We start from the raw sequence: 12950 nt of genomic DNA, 5'->3' as shown, positions 1-12950 counted from the left end.
GGAGAAATCGCTTCGTGATTTCGACGTCGCCGTGAATCAGGCTCCCACTTGAATAGATCGAAATCTGTTCGATTTCGATCTCGCAGCGCGGGCTCGTAACCAACGACCCCGCCACACGTTGTATCGGCGGACGGCCTGATCAGCCGCTCCACCCGGAGAATAGACTGAATGAGCGCTCAAACCGAGACGCAGGAAACCGAAGCCCAGAGCGACGGTCCGCTGCTCGACCTCACCGACGCCGGGGTTAAGAAGTTTATCAAGCAGGCCAAGGCCCGTGGCTATGTCACGATGGAGGACCTGAACAAGGTCCTGCCGTCCGAGGAAGTGACCCCTGACGCCATCGAAGACACCCTGGCGATGCTGTCCGAAATGGGCGTCAACGTCGTCGAGGCCGAGGAAGACGCGGCCGAGACCACGGAAAAAGAGGGCGGTGAGGTCGTCGAGCGCGCCGAGACCAGCGTCTCTGAAACGCCCGCCAAGGCGGCCTACGACCGCACCGATGACCCCGTGAGAATGTATCTCAGGGAGATGGGGAGCGTCGAGCTGCTCAGCCGCGAGGGCGAGATCGCCATCGCCAAGCGGATCGAGGCCGGCCGCGACGCCATGATCTCGGGCCTGTGCGAGAGCGCCCTGACGTTCGAGGCCATCATGGTCTGGCGCGACGAACTGGCCAACAACCGCATCCTGCTGCGCGAGGTCATCGACCTGGACGCCACCTACGGCGTGCTCAACCCGTCGTCCCTGCCGCACAACCAGCCGCCCGCCGGCACGGTGGTCGAGCCCGTAGAACCGGAAGAGGGCGCCGAGCCCAAGCCGGAAACGGACGACGAGGAGGACGAGGATTTCGACGACGGCGGCGGCATGTCGATCTCGGCGCTGGAAGCCGAGCTGCGCGACGGCGTCATGGAAGTGCTGGACGCGGTGGCCGGCGACTTCGGGGCCTTCCGCAAGCTGCAGGACAAGCTGGTCGAAAGCCGTCTGAAGGGCGAGGTGCTCTCGCCCAAGGACCAGAAGGCCTATGACGCCCTGACGACGGGCATTTCGGGCCGGCTGAAGACGATGAAGCTGAACAACCACCGCATCGAGGCGCTGGTCGAACAACTGTACGCGATCAACAAGCGGCTGATGGGGCTGGAAGGCCGGCTGCTGCGTCTCGCCGACAGCTACGGCATCTCGCGCCCCGAATTCCTCAAGTCGTATTTCGGCGCCGAGCTGGACCCGACCTGGGCTGACCGGGTCAAGGAAATGGGCGTGCGCTGGACCAAGTTCAGCGACAACGAACAGGCCCAGATCGCCCAGATCCGTGGCGACGTCGCCGCCGTGGCCACCGAGGCCGGCCTGCCGATCGACGACTACCGCCGCATCGTCCAGACGGTGCAGAAGGGCGAGCGCGAGGCCCGTCAGGCCAAGAAGGAAATGGTCGAGGCCAACCTGCGCCTGGTCATCTCCATCGCCAAGAAATACACCAACCGCGGCCTGCAGTTCCTTGATCTTATTCAGGAAGGCAACATCGGCCTGATGAAGGCGGTCGACAAGTTCGAGTACCGCCGCGGCTACAAGTTCTCGACCTATGCGACCTGGTGGATCCGTCAGGCCATCACCCGCTCGATCGCCGACCAGGCGCGCACCATCCGCATCCCGGTGCATATGATCGAGACGATCAACAAGATCGTCCGCACCAGCCGCCAGGTGCTGCACGAGATCGGCCGCGCGGCGCCCCCGGACGAGCTGGCCGAAAAGCTGGCCATGCCGCTGGAAAAGGTCCGCAAGGTCCTGAAGATCGCCAAGGAACCGATCAGCCTCGAGACGCCGATCGGCGACGAGGAAGACAGCCACCTGGGCGACTTCATCGAGGACAAGAACGCCATCCTGCCCATCGACGCGGCGATCCAGAGCAATCTTCGCGAAACCACGACGCGAGTGCTCGCGTCGTTGACCCCGCGCGAGGAAAGAGTGCTGCGTATGCGCTTCGGCATCGGCATGAACACCGACCACACCCTGGAAGAGGTCGGCCAGCAGTTCAGCGTCACCCGCGAACGCATCCGCCAGATCGAGGCCAAGGCGCTGCGCAAGCTCAAGCACCCCAGCCGCTCGCGGAAGCTCCGCAGCTTCCTGGACAGCTGATTCGAAAAGGGCGGCCCTCGGGCCGCCCTTTGCTATTGGGCCAGTCGGGCCGCTAGGTCTCCAGCACGACCTCGAAGCCGCCGAAGATCATGCGCTTACCGTCGAACGGCATCTCCAGCTTCGTCATGCGCTCGTCCTGCATGGTCTTGGCCCAGCCCGCGTTGCGGGCCGCCTTGTCGGGCCAGGTGATCCACGAAAACACGATGGTCTCATCTGCCGTCGCCTGAACCGCGCGGCGAAAGTCGGTGACCTTACCCTCGGGGATGTCGTCGCCCCAGGTTTCGACGCACTTCGACGCGCCATGCTCCTTGAAGATCGCATCCGCCGCGCGGGCGTGGGTCAGGTAGGCGTCCTTCTTCGCGGTGGGGACCGCGGCGATCATTCCGTCGATGTAGCTCATGGATTTTGCTCCTCGGGGGTTCGGCGTGAGACTCGTGCTCGCCGGCCCCGTCCATGGCAAGGCGTCGTTATGCGCCCGACCGCTGTGTTGGAGAGCCGTCGAAGGCTGGGCTGTTCCGGTGCGGGACGGCCGGCTACAGGTTCGGCGCGCCTTGAGGAGTTTCCATGATGTCTTCGAAGATCCTGGCCGCCGTCGCGGCCGCCTTCCTCTGCGCACCCGCGGCTTCGGCCCAGCCGACGCAGGAAATGCAGCGCTCGGCGGAAAATGTGCGGGCGCATGTGACCTTCCTGGCCAGCGATCTGCTGCAGGGCCGCGAGGCGGGAACGCCAGGCTACGACATCGCCGCCAACTATGTGGCCTCGGAGTTCCGCCAGCTGGGCCTGAAGCCAGCGGGGGACAAGGGCAGCTATTTCCAGTCCGTGCCCCTGTTGGCGTTCCGCGCCGCCGACGAGGGCGTCTATGTCCTGCGGGGCAAGGGCGGATCCGCTACCCCGCTGGTGTTCGGCGACGAGGTGATGGTCGGGCGCAACGCTGGCCCCGCGGAGCGCCGGGTCTCAGCGCCGCTGGTGTTCGTGGGCTTCGGGGTGGTGGCGCCGGAGCGCAAGCGCGACGACTACAAGGGCCTCGATGTGAAGGGCAAGATCGTGGTGGCGCTCACCGGCGCGCCCGCCGGCTTCCAGACCGAGGAACGGGCCTTCTACGCCAGCGGCCGCAACAAGCGCCTGGCCGCCGCCGCTCGCGGCGCCATCGGCTTCATCGGCCTGGACACGCCGTCCGAGGAAAAGCGCCGCCCGTTCGTGCAGGGCAAGCGCACCTGGCAGAGCTGGTCGATGACCTGGCGCAGGCCGGACGGCTCGCCCTTCGACGTGGCGCCCAACGTGCCGTCCTTGGGCGCCATCAGCGTCAAGGGCGCGGAGAAGCTGTTCGCCGGGGCGCCCAGGACCTTCGCCGAGGTGGCGGCCATCGCTGAAGCCCCCGCCGGCGACCCGCCGCGCTTCGCCTTGCCGCTCTCTATGGAGGCGACGCTGCGCTCGGAAACCAAGACCCTTGAGAGCGCCAATGTGGCTGCGATAATCGAGGGCTCGGACCCCAGGCTGAAGGGCGAGGTGGTGGTGCTGTCCGCCCACCTCGACCACATCGGCGTCACCCCGCCGCTGAACGGTGACGGCATCAACAACGGCGCGCTGGACAACGCCGGCGGCATCGCCACGACGCTGGAAGTGGCGCGCGCCTTTCGCGAGGCCGGTAAGGCTCCGGCGCGGTCGCTGCTGTTCCTGGCGGTGACCGGCGAGGAGAAGGGCCTGCTGGGCTCGGAGTATTTCGCGCGCAATCCTACCGTGCCGCTCGCGGCCATCGCGGCGGACGTCAACCTGGACATGCCGATCCTCACCTACGATTTCACCGACGTGGTGGCGTTCGGCGCCGACCGTTCCAGCATCGGCCCGGCGGTGCGGCGGGCGAGCGAGCGCATGGGCATCGCCCTGTCGCCTGACCCGCTCCCGGAGGAGGGGCTGTTCACCCGCTCCGACCACTTCCGCTTCGTTGAGGTGGGGGTGCCGGCGGTGTTCCTGATCACCGGCTTCCAGAACGGCGGGGAGAAGCAGTTCCGGAGCTTCCTGGCCAACTGCTACCACAAGCCCTGTGACGACCTCTCCCAGCCAATCGACTACGCGGCGGGCGCGAAGTTTGCGGCCATCAACTACCAGATCGCGCGGGAACTGGCCGATATGCCCCAGCGCCCCACCTGGAACGCCGGCGATTTCTTCGGGACCAAGTTCGGGAGGCCTGCTCAGCGCCAGCCGTAGTTGAAGCTCAGCGAGACGCGCTGCGCCTTGGCTTGGTTGGCCGGCACCTCGTGGCGCAGCCAACTCTCCCACAGGAACAGGGTTCCCGGCTCCGGCGTCAGGTAGACGAAGCTGCGGGCGCTTTCCGGCGCATCGGATCGCCTGGGCGGGGAGGCCATCATCATCGGCAGGCGCGGGTCCTCCAGCTTCAGCGCGCTGCAGCCGGGCGGGGTGGCCACATAGACCGTGCCGGAAATCACGCTGTGCGGGTGGATGTGACCCGAATGGGCCGCGCCTGGCTTGAGGACATTGACCCACAGGCTGTTCAGCTTCAGGCGTCCGCGCCCCAGGTCGAGGTCCAGCGCCTTGGCGAAGGCTACGGCATGCCGGTCGAGCTTGGCCTTCAGCTTGCCGAACACGCTGGCCCTGGTCGGCAGGTCGTCCAGGGAGGCATAGGAGGTGTAGCCGCCGTAGCCGTGCGTCGTGCTCCAGGCCCGGCCCGCCGAGTCCTCCGCCTCGAGCATGCGACAGGCGGCCAACATCTCGGCGTTGAAATTTTCGAAGTCCCGGTCTGCTGTAAGCGAGGCTTCATAGACCGTTGTGACGAAGAGCGGGCGCAGCGACATGCTGCGGCGCTAATCGCCACAGACCGGTTTGTCAAAGCGCTGCTACGGCTAGCGCAGCATCTGAACGTCGATTAGGCTGCGTCAAAAGACGGCCCCGACGCGTGACGGTCGAGGCCCTGGGGGAGCGAAATGATGAACCGGATCGTGGTGGCGCTGGCGGTAGCCGGTCTGTTGGCGGGCGGACCCGCGATGGCCCAGAAGGCTCCGGCCAAGGGAAAGGCGGCCTCGATGGCGGCCTACAAGGCGCCGCGCGGTCCTGACGGCCGCCATCCCGACCTGAACGGCGTCTGGCAGACCATGAACGGGGCCAACTTCGACATCGAGCCGCACGCCGCCCGCGCGGCTCTGGCCTTTCGCCCTGGCCCGTTCGTGCCGGTGCCGGCCAAGGATGTGGTGGCCCTGGGCGCGGTGGGCGCGGTCCCGGCCGGCCTGGGCGTCGTCGAAGGCGGTGAGATCCCCTACACGCCTGAAGGCCGCAAAGTCCGCGACGAAAACCGCGCCGACTGGCTGAAGCGCGATCCCGAGATCAAGTGCTACCTGCCGGGCGTGCCGCGGGCCAACTACATGAGCCTGCCGTTCCAGATCTTCCATTCCGACAAGGCGATGATCATCGCCTACGAGTATGCGGGCGCGGTGCGCAACGTGCTGTTCATCGATCCGGGTCCGGCGCCCGTCGACAGCTGGATGGGCCAGTCCGTGGCGCGGTGGGAGGGCGACACCCTGGTGGTGACGGTGACCGCTCAACTGGACTCCACCTGGTTCGACCGGGCCGGCAATCACCACACCGGCGAGATGGTGGTGGTCGAGCGCTGGACGCCCACCAGCCCTACCACCATGCGCTACGAGGCGACCATCACCGATCCCCAGACGTTCACCCGTCCGTGGAAGATGAGCATGAACCTCTACAAGCGGGTCGGCGAGGATGCGCGGCTACAGCAGTTCAAGTGCGTCGAGTTCGTCGAGGAACTGATGTATGGGCACCTGCGCAAAGAGCCGCTCAAGTGATCCTGACGCACGCGCGTTCATGAGAGCGTCAGCATTCGAAGTGCTCTATGGTTTTGAAAAGCGCAAATTAACTGGCGCTGGAGGCGCGCAATGAACAATCGTCTTTTGGTTATTTCCGCCGTGGCTGGGGCGACCCTGGCGGCAGCTGTCGGCGCGGGCGTCGCGTATGCCCACCACGCCTTCGCCGCCGAGTTCGACGGTAAGGCCCCGGTGCTGCTGCGAGGCAAGGTGACGAAGGTGGAGTGGATCAATCCGCACGCCTGGGTGCACCTGAACGCCGTGACCCCCACCGGCGAAGTGAAGTGGATGGTCGAGGGCGGCACGCCCAACACCTTGCTGCGTTCCGGAATCAATCGCAATTCGCTGAAGCCCGGCACCGAGATCATCGTGCGCGGCTATCAGTCCAAGGACCGTCTCTGCGCGCCGATCTGCAAGGCCAACGGCCGCGACGTGACCTTCACCGACGGCCGCAAGCTGTTCATGGGCTCGTCCGGCACGGGCGCCCCGAAGGACGGCTCGGACGCCAGCGAGAAGAAATAGGCCCGACTTGGCCTGAATTGCGAAAGGGGAGCCGCGAGGCTCCTCTTTTTTGGTCGCGCCCCGTCAGGCTACTTCTTAGCTTCGGCTGCTTCTTGCGGGGCGATGATGAACTGCGCGTGGCAGGCGGTGCAGACCTCGTAGACTCGCCCGCCGGTGTCGAACACGGCCTGCTTGTCCTTGGCCTCGGCGGCGGCCCTGGCCTCGAGCGCACGCACGGTCAAGAGCTTGGCGTGGCGGTTCCAGTCGGCCTCCGGCGCCCTGGGGCGGCCAGGCAGCATCAAGAGGTTGCCCGCCTCGGCGACGGTGGCCGCGCCGTCCACCACCACCTTCCAGCCTGCCTCGGTGGTGGGCGACAGGTCGCGCTCGCCGGCCTCGGTCACCTCGGTCCCCGCGCCACGCCAGAGCTGGAAGGCGGCGGGATCGACCACGTGGGCCATCAATTCGATCATGTCGAGGCCAGGGCTGAACTGAGCCTGGGGTTTGGCCGGCGAACAGGCGGCCAGGAGCGCCGCGCAGGCGGCCAGAGGCAGATGGCGGATCACGGGTTGTCTTCTCCGAAGCGCGGCGCGGCGGATCGCGTCGTCCCGCCCATCCTGCGGCAAGCCCCGCCGCGGGTCCACCCGGCGGACTACCGGCGGGCCTGGGCATCCATGAGCGAGCGCCACATCTCGTCCGCGAACCGGACCACTTGCAGGCCGGCGGAGAACTGGTGCTTGGCCTGGACCATCTCCACGGTCCCGCCCGCCAGATCGACGTCCGGGTCCACGCCGGCCCGGACCATGCGCGAGGCCGAGGCCTCGAAGCGGCGCTCGGCGGCGGCGAGGCCGTAGCGGGCGATGACCAACGGATCCATGACGCAAGTCTGCGCGCCGCAAGGTTAAGGTCAGACGCAAGGAGATGGTTAGCGGAACCCCCAATCCTTAAGCCGTCGATTTCACAGACGTTTTGAAGCGCACCTTGCGGACTCTCGCGCTATGCTGTTGCCAACCTCAAGGAGCGCGCCATGAAGCTTCCGATCCTCGCCGCCGTCCTCGCCCTGGCCGGAGGCGCCGCCCTGGCCCAGCCGGTGGAGAGCAATCCGCCCACCCGCACCATCCTGTGCCTCGACGTATCGGGCCGGTCGGAGCCGGCGATCTGCAAGGTCGCGCCCAGCCGCCTCGACCTGCGCGAGGACATCTGCCTCTGCTCGGTTGGCATGCGGGTGGAGACCCCGGTCTGTGCGCGCGGCGAGAAGCCGCCGGCCGAGAGCGCGCAGTTCGAACGCGTGCGGCGCCTGGCGTCGCGGGACGGCAGCCTGATCGGCGACCTCTACGAAGGCCGCCGGATGTGCCTGGCGCCGCGTCGGCCCTAACGGGTCGCGCCGCTACTTGCCCAGCGCGGCATAGACCATCTTCTGGAAAACCGGCAGGGCGGCGCGGCCGCCGAGGCCCCTGCGGGCGGCCATGTTGGCGACGGCTTCGGGCCCCAGCGGCATGGAATCCTGCACCAGGTAGATCACCACCAGCTTCTCGGCCGGGTCGGCCTGCCACCAGGTTCCGAACGCCCCCGGCCAGCCGAACGCGCCCTCAGAGCCCGCGCCCATCCAGCCGTGGGCGGCGGGGTCCATGATCACCGAAAGCCCCAGGCCGAAGCCCTGGCTCATCCAGAACGGCATGCCCATGAACGGGATCGCCCGCTGCTCCGGTGTCAGCTTGTTGGAGGCCATCAGGGCCAGCGTCTCGGCCTTGACCAGCCGCACCCCATCCACCTCGCCGCCGCCCAGCAGCATCCGGGCAAATTTCAGGTAGTCGTCGGCGGTGGAAATCAGGCCCCCGCCGCCGGCCTCGAACGCCGGTTGGCCGTCCGGATGCGGCATGGAGACGTCTTGCAGGCGGTCGGTCTCGGGATCCATCCGGTAGAGCTTGGCCATCCGGTCGCGCTTCTGTGGCGGGCACCAGAAATCGGTGTCGTCCATGCCCAGGGGACCGAAGATCCGGTCCTTCAGCACCTGCCCCAGGGGCTTGCCCTCGATGCGGGCGACCAGGAAGCCCAGCACCTCGGTGGCGTGGCTGTAGTGGAACTGCGCGCCGGGCGGATAGCTGAGCGGCAAGGACCCCAGGGCCGCCAGCCAGGCATCGGGGGTCAGCGGCGTGCCCAGGGGCGGACCCAGGTGGTCCTCGTGCGCCTGGGCGATGGGACCCATGGAGGTGAAGCCATAGGCCAGCCCCGCCCGATGGGTCATCAGATCCTCCACCGTGATCTCTCGCGGCGCCGGATAGGTCTCGTCCAGCGGCCCGGTGGCGTTCTTGAGGACCTGCATGTCCTTGAACTCCGGCAGCCAGCGGCTGATCGGGTCGTCCAGCCTGAGCTTGCCTTCCTCCACCAGCATCAGGGCGGCCAGGGAGGTCACCGGCTTGGTCATGGAGGCTATGCGAAACAGGGTGTCGCGGGCCATGGGCGCCTGAGCCTCCAGGTCACGCCAGCCGACGGTGTTGACCTGGACCACCTCGCCGCCCTGCCAGACCAGGGTGACGACCCCCGCCAGGTCGCCAGCGTCGACCGCCGCCTGCAGGCCGGCGGAGGCCAGCGAGAGGTCCGCCTGGTCGAGGTCGCGCAACGTCTGGTCGCCGTCCATGCCGTGTCCTTATCGCTGTTCAGTCAGTCATAGCGCCGGGGCCGGGCCGGTGCGTCAAGCCCCGGCGACGCCTGCATCCCGCGGGCGGGCTCGCCCGTACCGCCCTGGGGGTAGGAAGTTGCGCCCCGCCGACGCCACCGCTAGCTGAGACCCCATGACCAAGCCACCGAGCCTCCCCGCGCGGCTGGGCCTCGCCGCCGCCGCGGCCGCCCTGACCACCGCCTGCACGCCGCTCGGCCTGTTCGCCACCCTGTCGCCCAAGGACCCGGCGCTGCGCAGCGCCCAGAACGTCGCCTACGGGCCGAACCCGCGCCAGGCGCTGGACGTCTATGCGCCCAGGAGCGCCACGGGGTCCGCTCCCGTGGCGGTGTTCTTCTATGGCGGGGCGTGGGATTCCGGGCGCAGGCAGGACTACAACTGGGCGGGCCGGGCGCTGGCGGCGCGCGGGTTCGTCACCATCGTCGCCGACTACCGCCTCTATCCGGAGGTGCGCTATCCGGGCTTCCTGGAGGACGGCGCCCAGGCCGTGCGCTGGGCCGCCGACCACGCGGCGCAGTATGGCGGCGATCCGTCCCGCATCGTGCTGGTGGGCCACTCCGCGGGCGCCTACAACGCCGTCATGCTGGGCCTGGACGGCCGCTACCTGAAGGCGGCCGGCGTCGATCCCCGGCAGGTCAAGGCGGTGGCGGGTCTGGCTGGTCCCTACGCCTTCATTCCCCTGGACGGCCCGGTCACCCGGCGCACCTTCGGCGAGACCAAGGACCTGGCCGCGACGCAGCCGATCGCCTATGCGCGCACCGACGCCCCGGCCGCCTTCCTGGCCACCGGCGACGCCGACACCACGGTTTATCCGCGCAACACCGTGCGGCTGGCCAAGGCGCTGCGCGAAGCCGGCGCGGTGGTGGAGGAGCGCCACTATCCTGGCGTCGATCACATCCGCATCGTCCTGGCCCTCTCGCGGCCGCTGCGGGGCCAGGCCCCGGTGCTGGACGAAATGACCACCTTCCTGCGCAAGCACGCCGGCTGAGCCTGTGGCGCCGCGAAAATGCGGCGACCCCCGCCGACCCCGCGAGTCACCGCAATTCGTTATCCGGCAAGGCTGCGCCGTGCTTTTCTTGACGTAACGTCAATGTTGCTGCGTCGCGGCATTGAACCGGCCTGGCATCGTGCGTATATCCGCAAGCCGCCGGCCCCCCGGCCGCGTCGAGAGGATCTTGAAGCCGTGCTCGTGACGCTGATGAAAGCCAAGCTGCACCGGGCGACCGTGACCCAGGCCGACCTGGAGTACGAAGGCTCCATCGCCATCGACCGCGATCTGCTGGATGTCTCCGGCATCCTGCCGCACGAACAGGTGGATGTGCTGAACATCACCACCGGCGCACGCTTCACCACCTACGCCATCGAGGCCCCCCGGGGCTCGCGGGTGATCGGGGTCAACGGCGCCGCCGCGCGCCTGGTCCAGAAGGGCGACAAGGTGATCGTGGTCACCTATGGCATGCTGCCGGCCGAGGAGGCCCTGAGTTATGCGCCCACTGTGGTGTTGCTGGACGACGGCAACGAGATCAAGCAGGCGGCCTGAGCCCGCGGCGGCCCTGATGGGCCTGGCGCTGAGCGCCTGTTCGCAGGAAGCGCCCAAGGGCGTGGACAAGGCCGTGCTGGACGAGGCTGTGTCCCGCGCGGTGGGCGACCCCAATAGCTGCGTGCTGATCGCCGAGCAGGGCTCGGGCAAGGTGGTCTACCGCTACAACACCCATTCGGCGTGCGGTCGGGCGCTGGCGGCCTGCGACGCGCCAGGCACGCGCACCGCCCAGGACCTGGTCGAGATGACCGCCAGGGACGGCCAGGCGCGGCACTTGAGCTGCAACACCACATCCGACGCCTCGCGGGGCGTCGGCTGGGCGTCGGGGGTGATCCCCGGCAGGGGACTGGCCTATGCCGCGGTGATGGAAGGCGACCGCGCCTTCCCCGGCCGGATGATGGCGGACCGCTTGGCGGGCGCCTTCGAGAAAGCCGGACTCTAGCGCGCGAGCTCGTAGAGGCCCGAGACGTCGATGCGCACCTTGAGCTCGCCCGGGGAGACCTGGGTGGAGTCGGCGGCCATCTCGCGCTTCAGCTGGTTAGTCACCATCGGCATGGGCGGCTGGACGCTGTAGCCGCCGCCTTCGCTCAGCGTGACCAGGCGCGAGACGCGGTGGCCGGTGGCCCGCGCATAGAGCTCGGCCTTGGCCTGCAGGGCCTTCACCGCGTCCTGGCGGGCGGCGTTCTCGGCGGCCGTGGAGTCATTGAGGCCAAAGCTTATGCCGTGCACCTGGTTGGCGCCGGCGCTCACCGTGGCGTCCACCGCCTGGCCCAGCCTGGCCAGGTCACGCACGGTGACGCTTACCTGGTTGGAGACTTGGTAGCCGGTGAGCCGGGGCGGCAGGTTCTGCTCGTATTGGTACTGCGGATTGAGGTTCAGGCCGGAGGTCTGGATGTCCTTCTCCGCAATGCCGGCCCGGCGCAGGGTGGCCATCACCCCGGCCATCCGCGTGGCGTTGGCTTGCAGGGCGGCCTGCGCGGTCTTGGCCTCGGTCATGACGCCCAGCGTGATGGTCGCCATGTCCGGCGCCACGCGGGTTTCGCCGTAGGCCGCCAGGTTCAGGGTGGTGGCGCGGAACATGCTCTCGGCGGCCGGCGGCGTGGACTGGGCGAGGGCGGGGGGCGCGGCGGCCGAGGCGGCCAGCACCAGGGCCAGCGCGCCGGTGCGGATCAGGGTCTTCATCGAAGCCTCCAAAGGCAATGTCGGCCCGAAGGCCACGCTCCAAGGTCGCAAGCCGTACCTGAACGCAAGCTTTAAGGCCCGTGCAGCCCGTGGTAACCGCGCCACCAGCGTCGCTGCTGGGGCCTGTAGCTCAATGGTTAGAGCCGGCCGCTCATAACGGTCTGGTTGCAGGTTCGAGTCCTGCCGGGCCCACCAGCGCGCCCGCTTCGCCTGACGCGGCCAAATTCGCCTTGCCATCGCGGGCCGAATACGGGGAAATCCGCTCCGGGACGGCGTCTCAGATACCGATCCAGGCGGGATCGGACGGTCGCCGGGGGACGAACAGGAAAATCATGAACAAACTCCACGCCGTAGCCGCCGGCGCACTCGCGCTGGCCCTGACCGCCTGCGCCACGCCCATGTATCAGACGATGCCGGACCGCACCGCGGCCGGGGCGCCAGTCCTCCAGATCTACCACCTGGAAGGTCGCCGGTCTGAGCGCCTGGTGTGGCTCTGCGAAGAGCTGGGACTGCCCTACACCCTACAGTTCAAGCGCGGCGACCTGGCCGGCTCCATGCAGGCGATCCGCGAGATCAGTCCGCTTATGCCGGTAGCCCCCACGGTGCGCTACGGCGACCAGGTGGTGGTGGAATCCGGCGCGATCATCCAGATGCTGCTGGCCCGCCATGGCGCAGGCCGACTGCAGCCGGCGGTGGCCTCGCCGGACTATCCGTACCATCTGCAGTGGATGCACTACGCGGAGGGCTCGTTCGCCTCCCGGGTCATCGCCGACTACCGGGTAGAGATGATCCGCCCGAGCGCCACGCCAAGCCGCCTGGTGGACGCGGAGGACACGGTGAAATTCGCCGACGATTACCTGAGCCGCCATCCGTATTTCGGCGGCGCGGAGTTCTCCGCCGCGGACATCATGATGCTGTTCCCGCTCAACTTCGCGACCTCGACCAAGGTGGTGGACATCGCCAAGTTCCCGCACCTAGCCGCTTGGCGGACGAAGATGGAGGCCCGGCCCGCCTACAAGCGTATGCTGGCGGTCGCCCGCCCGGACGGCATGGTGGGTTCCCTGCCGCCCCTGAAGCGGCCCTGATCTCGGACCGA

The 12950-nt window shown here is 68.1% G+C and carries 15 protein-coding genes and 1 tRNA gene; 10 read left to right on the top strand and 6 right to left on the bottom strand.

Features of this window, described 5'->3' with window-relative positions; genetic code table 11:
• The first annotated feature begins 168 nt into the window (after positions 1-168).
• On the top strand, positions 169-2124 hold the full coding sequence (gene rpoD, locus ACLL81_RS04850) for an RNA polymerase sigma factor RpoD (protein WP_411287211.1): 1956 nt from the start codon (positions 169-171) through the stop codon (positions 2122-2124).
• A 52-nt stretch (positions 2125-2176) separates the two neighbouring features.
• Here the strand turns inward: rpoD and ACLL81_RS04845 are convergent, their stop codons facing one another.
• Positions 2177-2524, bottom strand: a complete 348-nt coding sequence (locus ACLL81_RS04845) for a DUF1428 domain-containing protein (protein WP_411287210.1) — start codon at positions 2522-2524, stop codon at positions 2177-2179.
• Between the two features lie 167 nt (positions 2525-2691).
• On the opposite strand from ACLL81_RS04845, the gene ACLL81_RS04840 reads away from it, so the two are divergent.
• The gene (locus ACLL81_RS04840; protein WP_411287209.1) at positions 2692-4329 is read left to right on the top strand and encodes a M20/M25/M40 family metallo-hydrolase; all 1638 of its coding nucleotides are present in this window, start codon (positions 2692-2694) and stop codon (positions 4327-4329) included.
• Here the strand turns inward: ACLL81_RS04840 and ACLL81_RS04835 are convergent.
• Positions 4314-4934 carry a TIGR02466 family protein gene (locus ACLL81_RS04835; protein ID WP_411287208.1) on the bottom strand — a complete coding sequence of 207 codons (621 nt, stop codon included), beginning with the start codon at positions 4932-4934 and terminating at the stop codon, positions 4314-4316. The two genes, ACLL81_RS04840 and ACLL81_RS04835, sit on opposite strands and share 16 nt — an antisense overlap.
• Before the next feature lie 132 nt (positions 4935-5066).
• On the opposite strand from ACLL81_RS04835, the gene ACLL81_RS04830 reads away from it, so the two are divergent.
• Entirely contained in the window at positions 5067-5939 is an 873-nt protein-coding gene (locus ACLL81_RS04830) for a hypothetical protein (RefSeq protein ID WP_411287207.1), read from the top strand.
• A gap of 90 nt (positions 5940-6029) precedes the next feature.
• Positions 6030-6479 carry a DUF6152 family protein gene (locus ACLL81_RS04825; RefSeq protein WP_411287206.1) on the top strand — a complete coding sequence of 150 codons (450 nt, stop codon included), beginning with the start codon at positions 6030-6032 and terminating at the stop codon, positions 6477-6479.
• Positions 6480-6547: 68 nt separating this feature from the next.
• On the opposite strand, the gene ACLL81_RS04820 is transcribed toward ACLL81_RS04825, so the two are convergent.
• The gene (locus ACLL81_RS04820; RefSeq protein ID WP_411287205.1) at positions 6548-7021 is read right to left on the bottom strand and encodes a hypothetical protein; all 474 of its coding nucleotides are present in this window, start codon (positions 7019-7021) and stop codon (positions 6548-6550) included.
• 86 nt (positions 7022-7107) lie between these two features.
• Positions 7108-7332 (bottom strand): hypothetical protein, encoded by a 225-nt coding sequence (locus tag ACLL81_RS04815; RefSeq protein ID WP_411287204.1) that lies wholly within the window; start codon positions 7330-7332, stop codon positions 7108-7110.
• Positions 7333-7482: 150 nt separating this feature from the next.
• Between ACLL81_RS04815 and ACLL81_RS04810 the strand changes: the two genes are divergently transcribed.
• Positions 7483-7830: a hypothetical protein gene (locus tag ACLL81_RS04810; RefSeq protein ID WP_411287203.1), complete on the top strand. Its 348-nt coding sequence runs from the start codon at positions 7483-7485 to the stop codon at positions 7828-7830.
• 12 nt (positions 7831-7842) lie between these two features.
• Here ACLL81_RS04810 and ACLL81_RS04805 read toward each other — a convergent pair whose 3' ends face one another.
• Positions 7843-9093 carry a serine hydrolase domain-containing protein gene (locus ACLL81_RS04805; protein ID WP_411287202.1) on the bottom strand — a complete coding sequence of 417 codons (1251 nt, stop codon included), beginning with the start codon at positions 9091-9093 and terminating at the stop codon, positions 7843-7845.
• A gap of 154 nt (positions 9094-9247) precedes the next feature.
• Here ACLL81_RS04805 and ACLL81_RS04800 point away from each other — a divergent pair, with 154 nt between their 5' ends.
• From ACLL81_RS04800 to ACLL81_RS04790, 3 genes are all read left to right on the top strand, one after another.
• On the top strand, positions 9248-10120 hold the full coding sequence (locus ACLL81_RS04800; protein WP_411287201.1) for an alpha/beta hydrolase: 873 nt from the start codon (positions 9248-9250) through the stop codon (positions 10118-10120).
• 195 nt (positions 10121-10315) lie between these two features.
• Complete coding sequence (gene panD, locus ACLL81_RS04795) at positions 10316-10672, top strand: aspartate 1-decarboxylase (protein WP_411287200.1); 357 nt, start codon at positions 10316-10318, stop codon at positions 10670-10672.
• Between the two features lie 16 nt (positions 10673-10688).
• On the top strand, positions 10689-11114 hold the full coding sequence (locus ACLL81_RS04790) for a hypothetical protein (RefSeq protein ID WP_411287199.1): 426 nt from the start codon (positions 10689-10691) through the stop codon (positions 11112-11114).
• Here ACLL81_RS04790 and ACLL81_RS04785 read toward each other — a convergent pair.
• Positions 11111-11854: an SIMPL domain-containing protein gene (locus tag ACLL81_RS04785; RefSeq protein WP_411287198.1), complete on the bottom strand. Its 744-nt coding sequence runs from the start codon at positions 11852-11854 to the stop codon at positions 11111-11113. The two genes, ACLL81_RS04790 and ACLL81_RS04785, sit on opposite strands and share 4 nt — an antisense overlap.
• Positions 11855-11973: 119 nt before the next feature.
• Here ACLL81_RS04785 and ACLL81_RS04780 point away from each other — a divergent pair.
• Positions 11974-12049 (top strand) — tRNA-Ile (locus ACLL81_RS04780).
• Between the two features lie 137 nt (positions 12050-12186).
• Positions 12187-12939, top strand: coding sequence for a glutathione S-transferase family protein (locus ACLL81_RS04775; protein WP_411287197.1), 753 nt, complete (start codon positions 12187-12189; stop codon positions 12937-12939).
• Positions 12940-12950 lie beyond the last annotated feature (11 nt).

The organism is Phenylobacterium sp., from assembly GCF_046590535.1.
Classification (GTDB): Bacteria; Pseudomonadota; Alphaproteobacteria; order Caulobacterales; family Caulobacteraceae; genus Phenylobacterium.
Note: the sequence above shows the minus strand (reverse complement) of the source record. Positions and strands in the feature narration are given on the sequence as shown.

Excerpts from the sequence above, each read along its gene's own strand:
- rpoD (WP_411287211.1), top strand. The coding sequence starts at position 169 with ATGAGCGCTCAAACCGAGACGCAGGAAACCGAAGCCCAGAGCGACGGT.
- ACLL81_RS04845 (WP_411287210.1), bottom strand. The coding sequence starts at position 2,524 with ATGAGCTACATCGACGGAATGATCGCCGCGGTCCCCACCGCGAAGAAG.
- ACLL81_RS04840 (WP_411287209.1), top strand. The coding sequence starts at position 2,692 with ATGTCTTCGAAGATCCTGGCCGCCGTCGCGGCCGCCTTCCTCTGCGCA.
- ACLL81_RS04835 (WP_411287208.1), bottom strand. The coding sequence starts at position 4,934 with ATGTCGCTGCGCCCGCTCTTCGTCACAACGGTCTATGAAGCCTCGCTT.
- ACLL81_RS04830 (WP_411287207.1), top strand. The coding sequence starts at position 5,067 with ATGAACCGGATCGTGGTGGCGCTGGCGGTAGCCGGTCTGTTGGCGGGC.
- ACLL81_RS04825 (WP_411287206.1), top strand. The coding sequence starts at position 6,030 with ATGAACAATCGTCTTTTGGTTATTTCCGCCGTGGCTGGGGCGACCCTG.
- ACLL81_RS04815 (WP_411287204.1), bottom strand. The coding sequence starts at position 7,332 with ATGGATCCGTTGGTCATCGCCCGCTACGGCCTCGCCGCCGCCGAGCGC.
- ACLL81_RS04810 (WP_411287203.1), top strand. The coding sequence starts at position 7,483 with ATGAAGCTTCCGATCCTCGCCGCCGTCCTCGCCCTGGCCGGAGGCGCC.
- ACLL81_RS04805 (WP_411287202.1), bottom strand. The coding sequence starts at position 9,093 with ATGGACGGCGACCAGACGTTGCGCGACCTCGACCAGGCGGACCTCTCG.
- ACLL81_RS04800 (WP_411287201.1), top strand. The coding sequence starts at position 9,248 with ATGACCAAGCCACCGAGCCTCCCCGCGCGGCTGGGCCTCGCCGCCGCC.
- ACLL81_RS04790 (WP_411287199.1), top strand. The coding sequence starts at position 10,689 with ATGGGCCTGGCGCTGAGCGCCTGTTCGCAGGAAGCGCCCAAGGGCGTG.
- ACLL81_RS04785 (WP_411287198.1), bottom strand. The coding sequence starts at position 11,854 with ATGAAGACCCTGATCCGCACCGGCGCGCTGGCCCTGGTGCTGGCCGCC.
- ACLL81_RS04775 (WP_411287197.1), top strand. The coding sequence starts at position 12,187 with ATGAACAAACTCCACGCCGTAGCCGCCGGCGCACTCGCGCTGGCCCTG.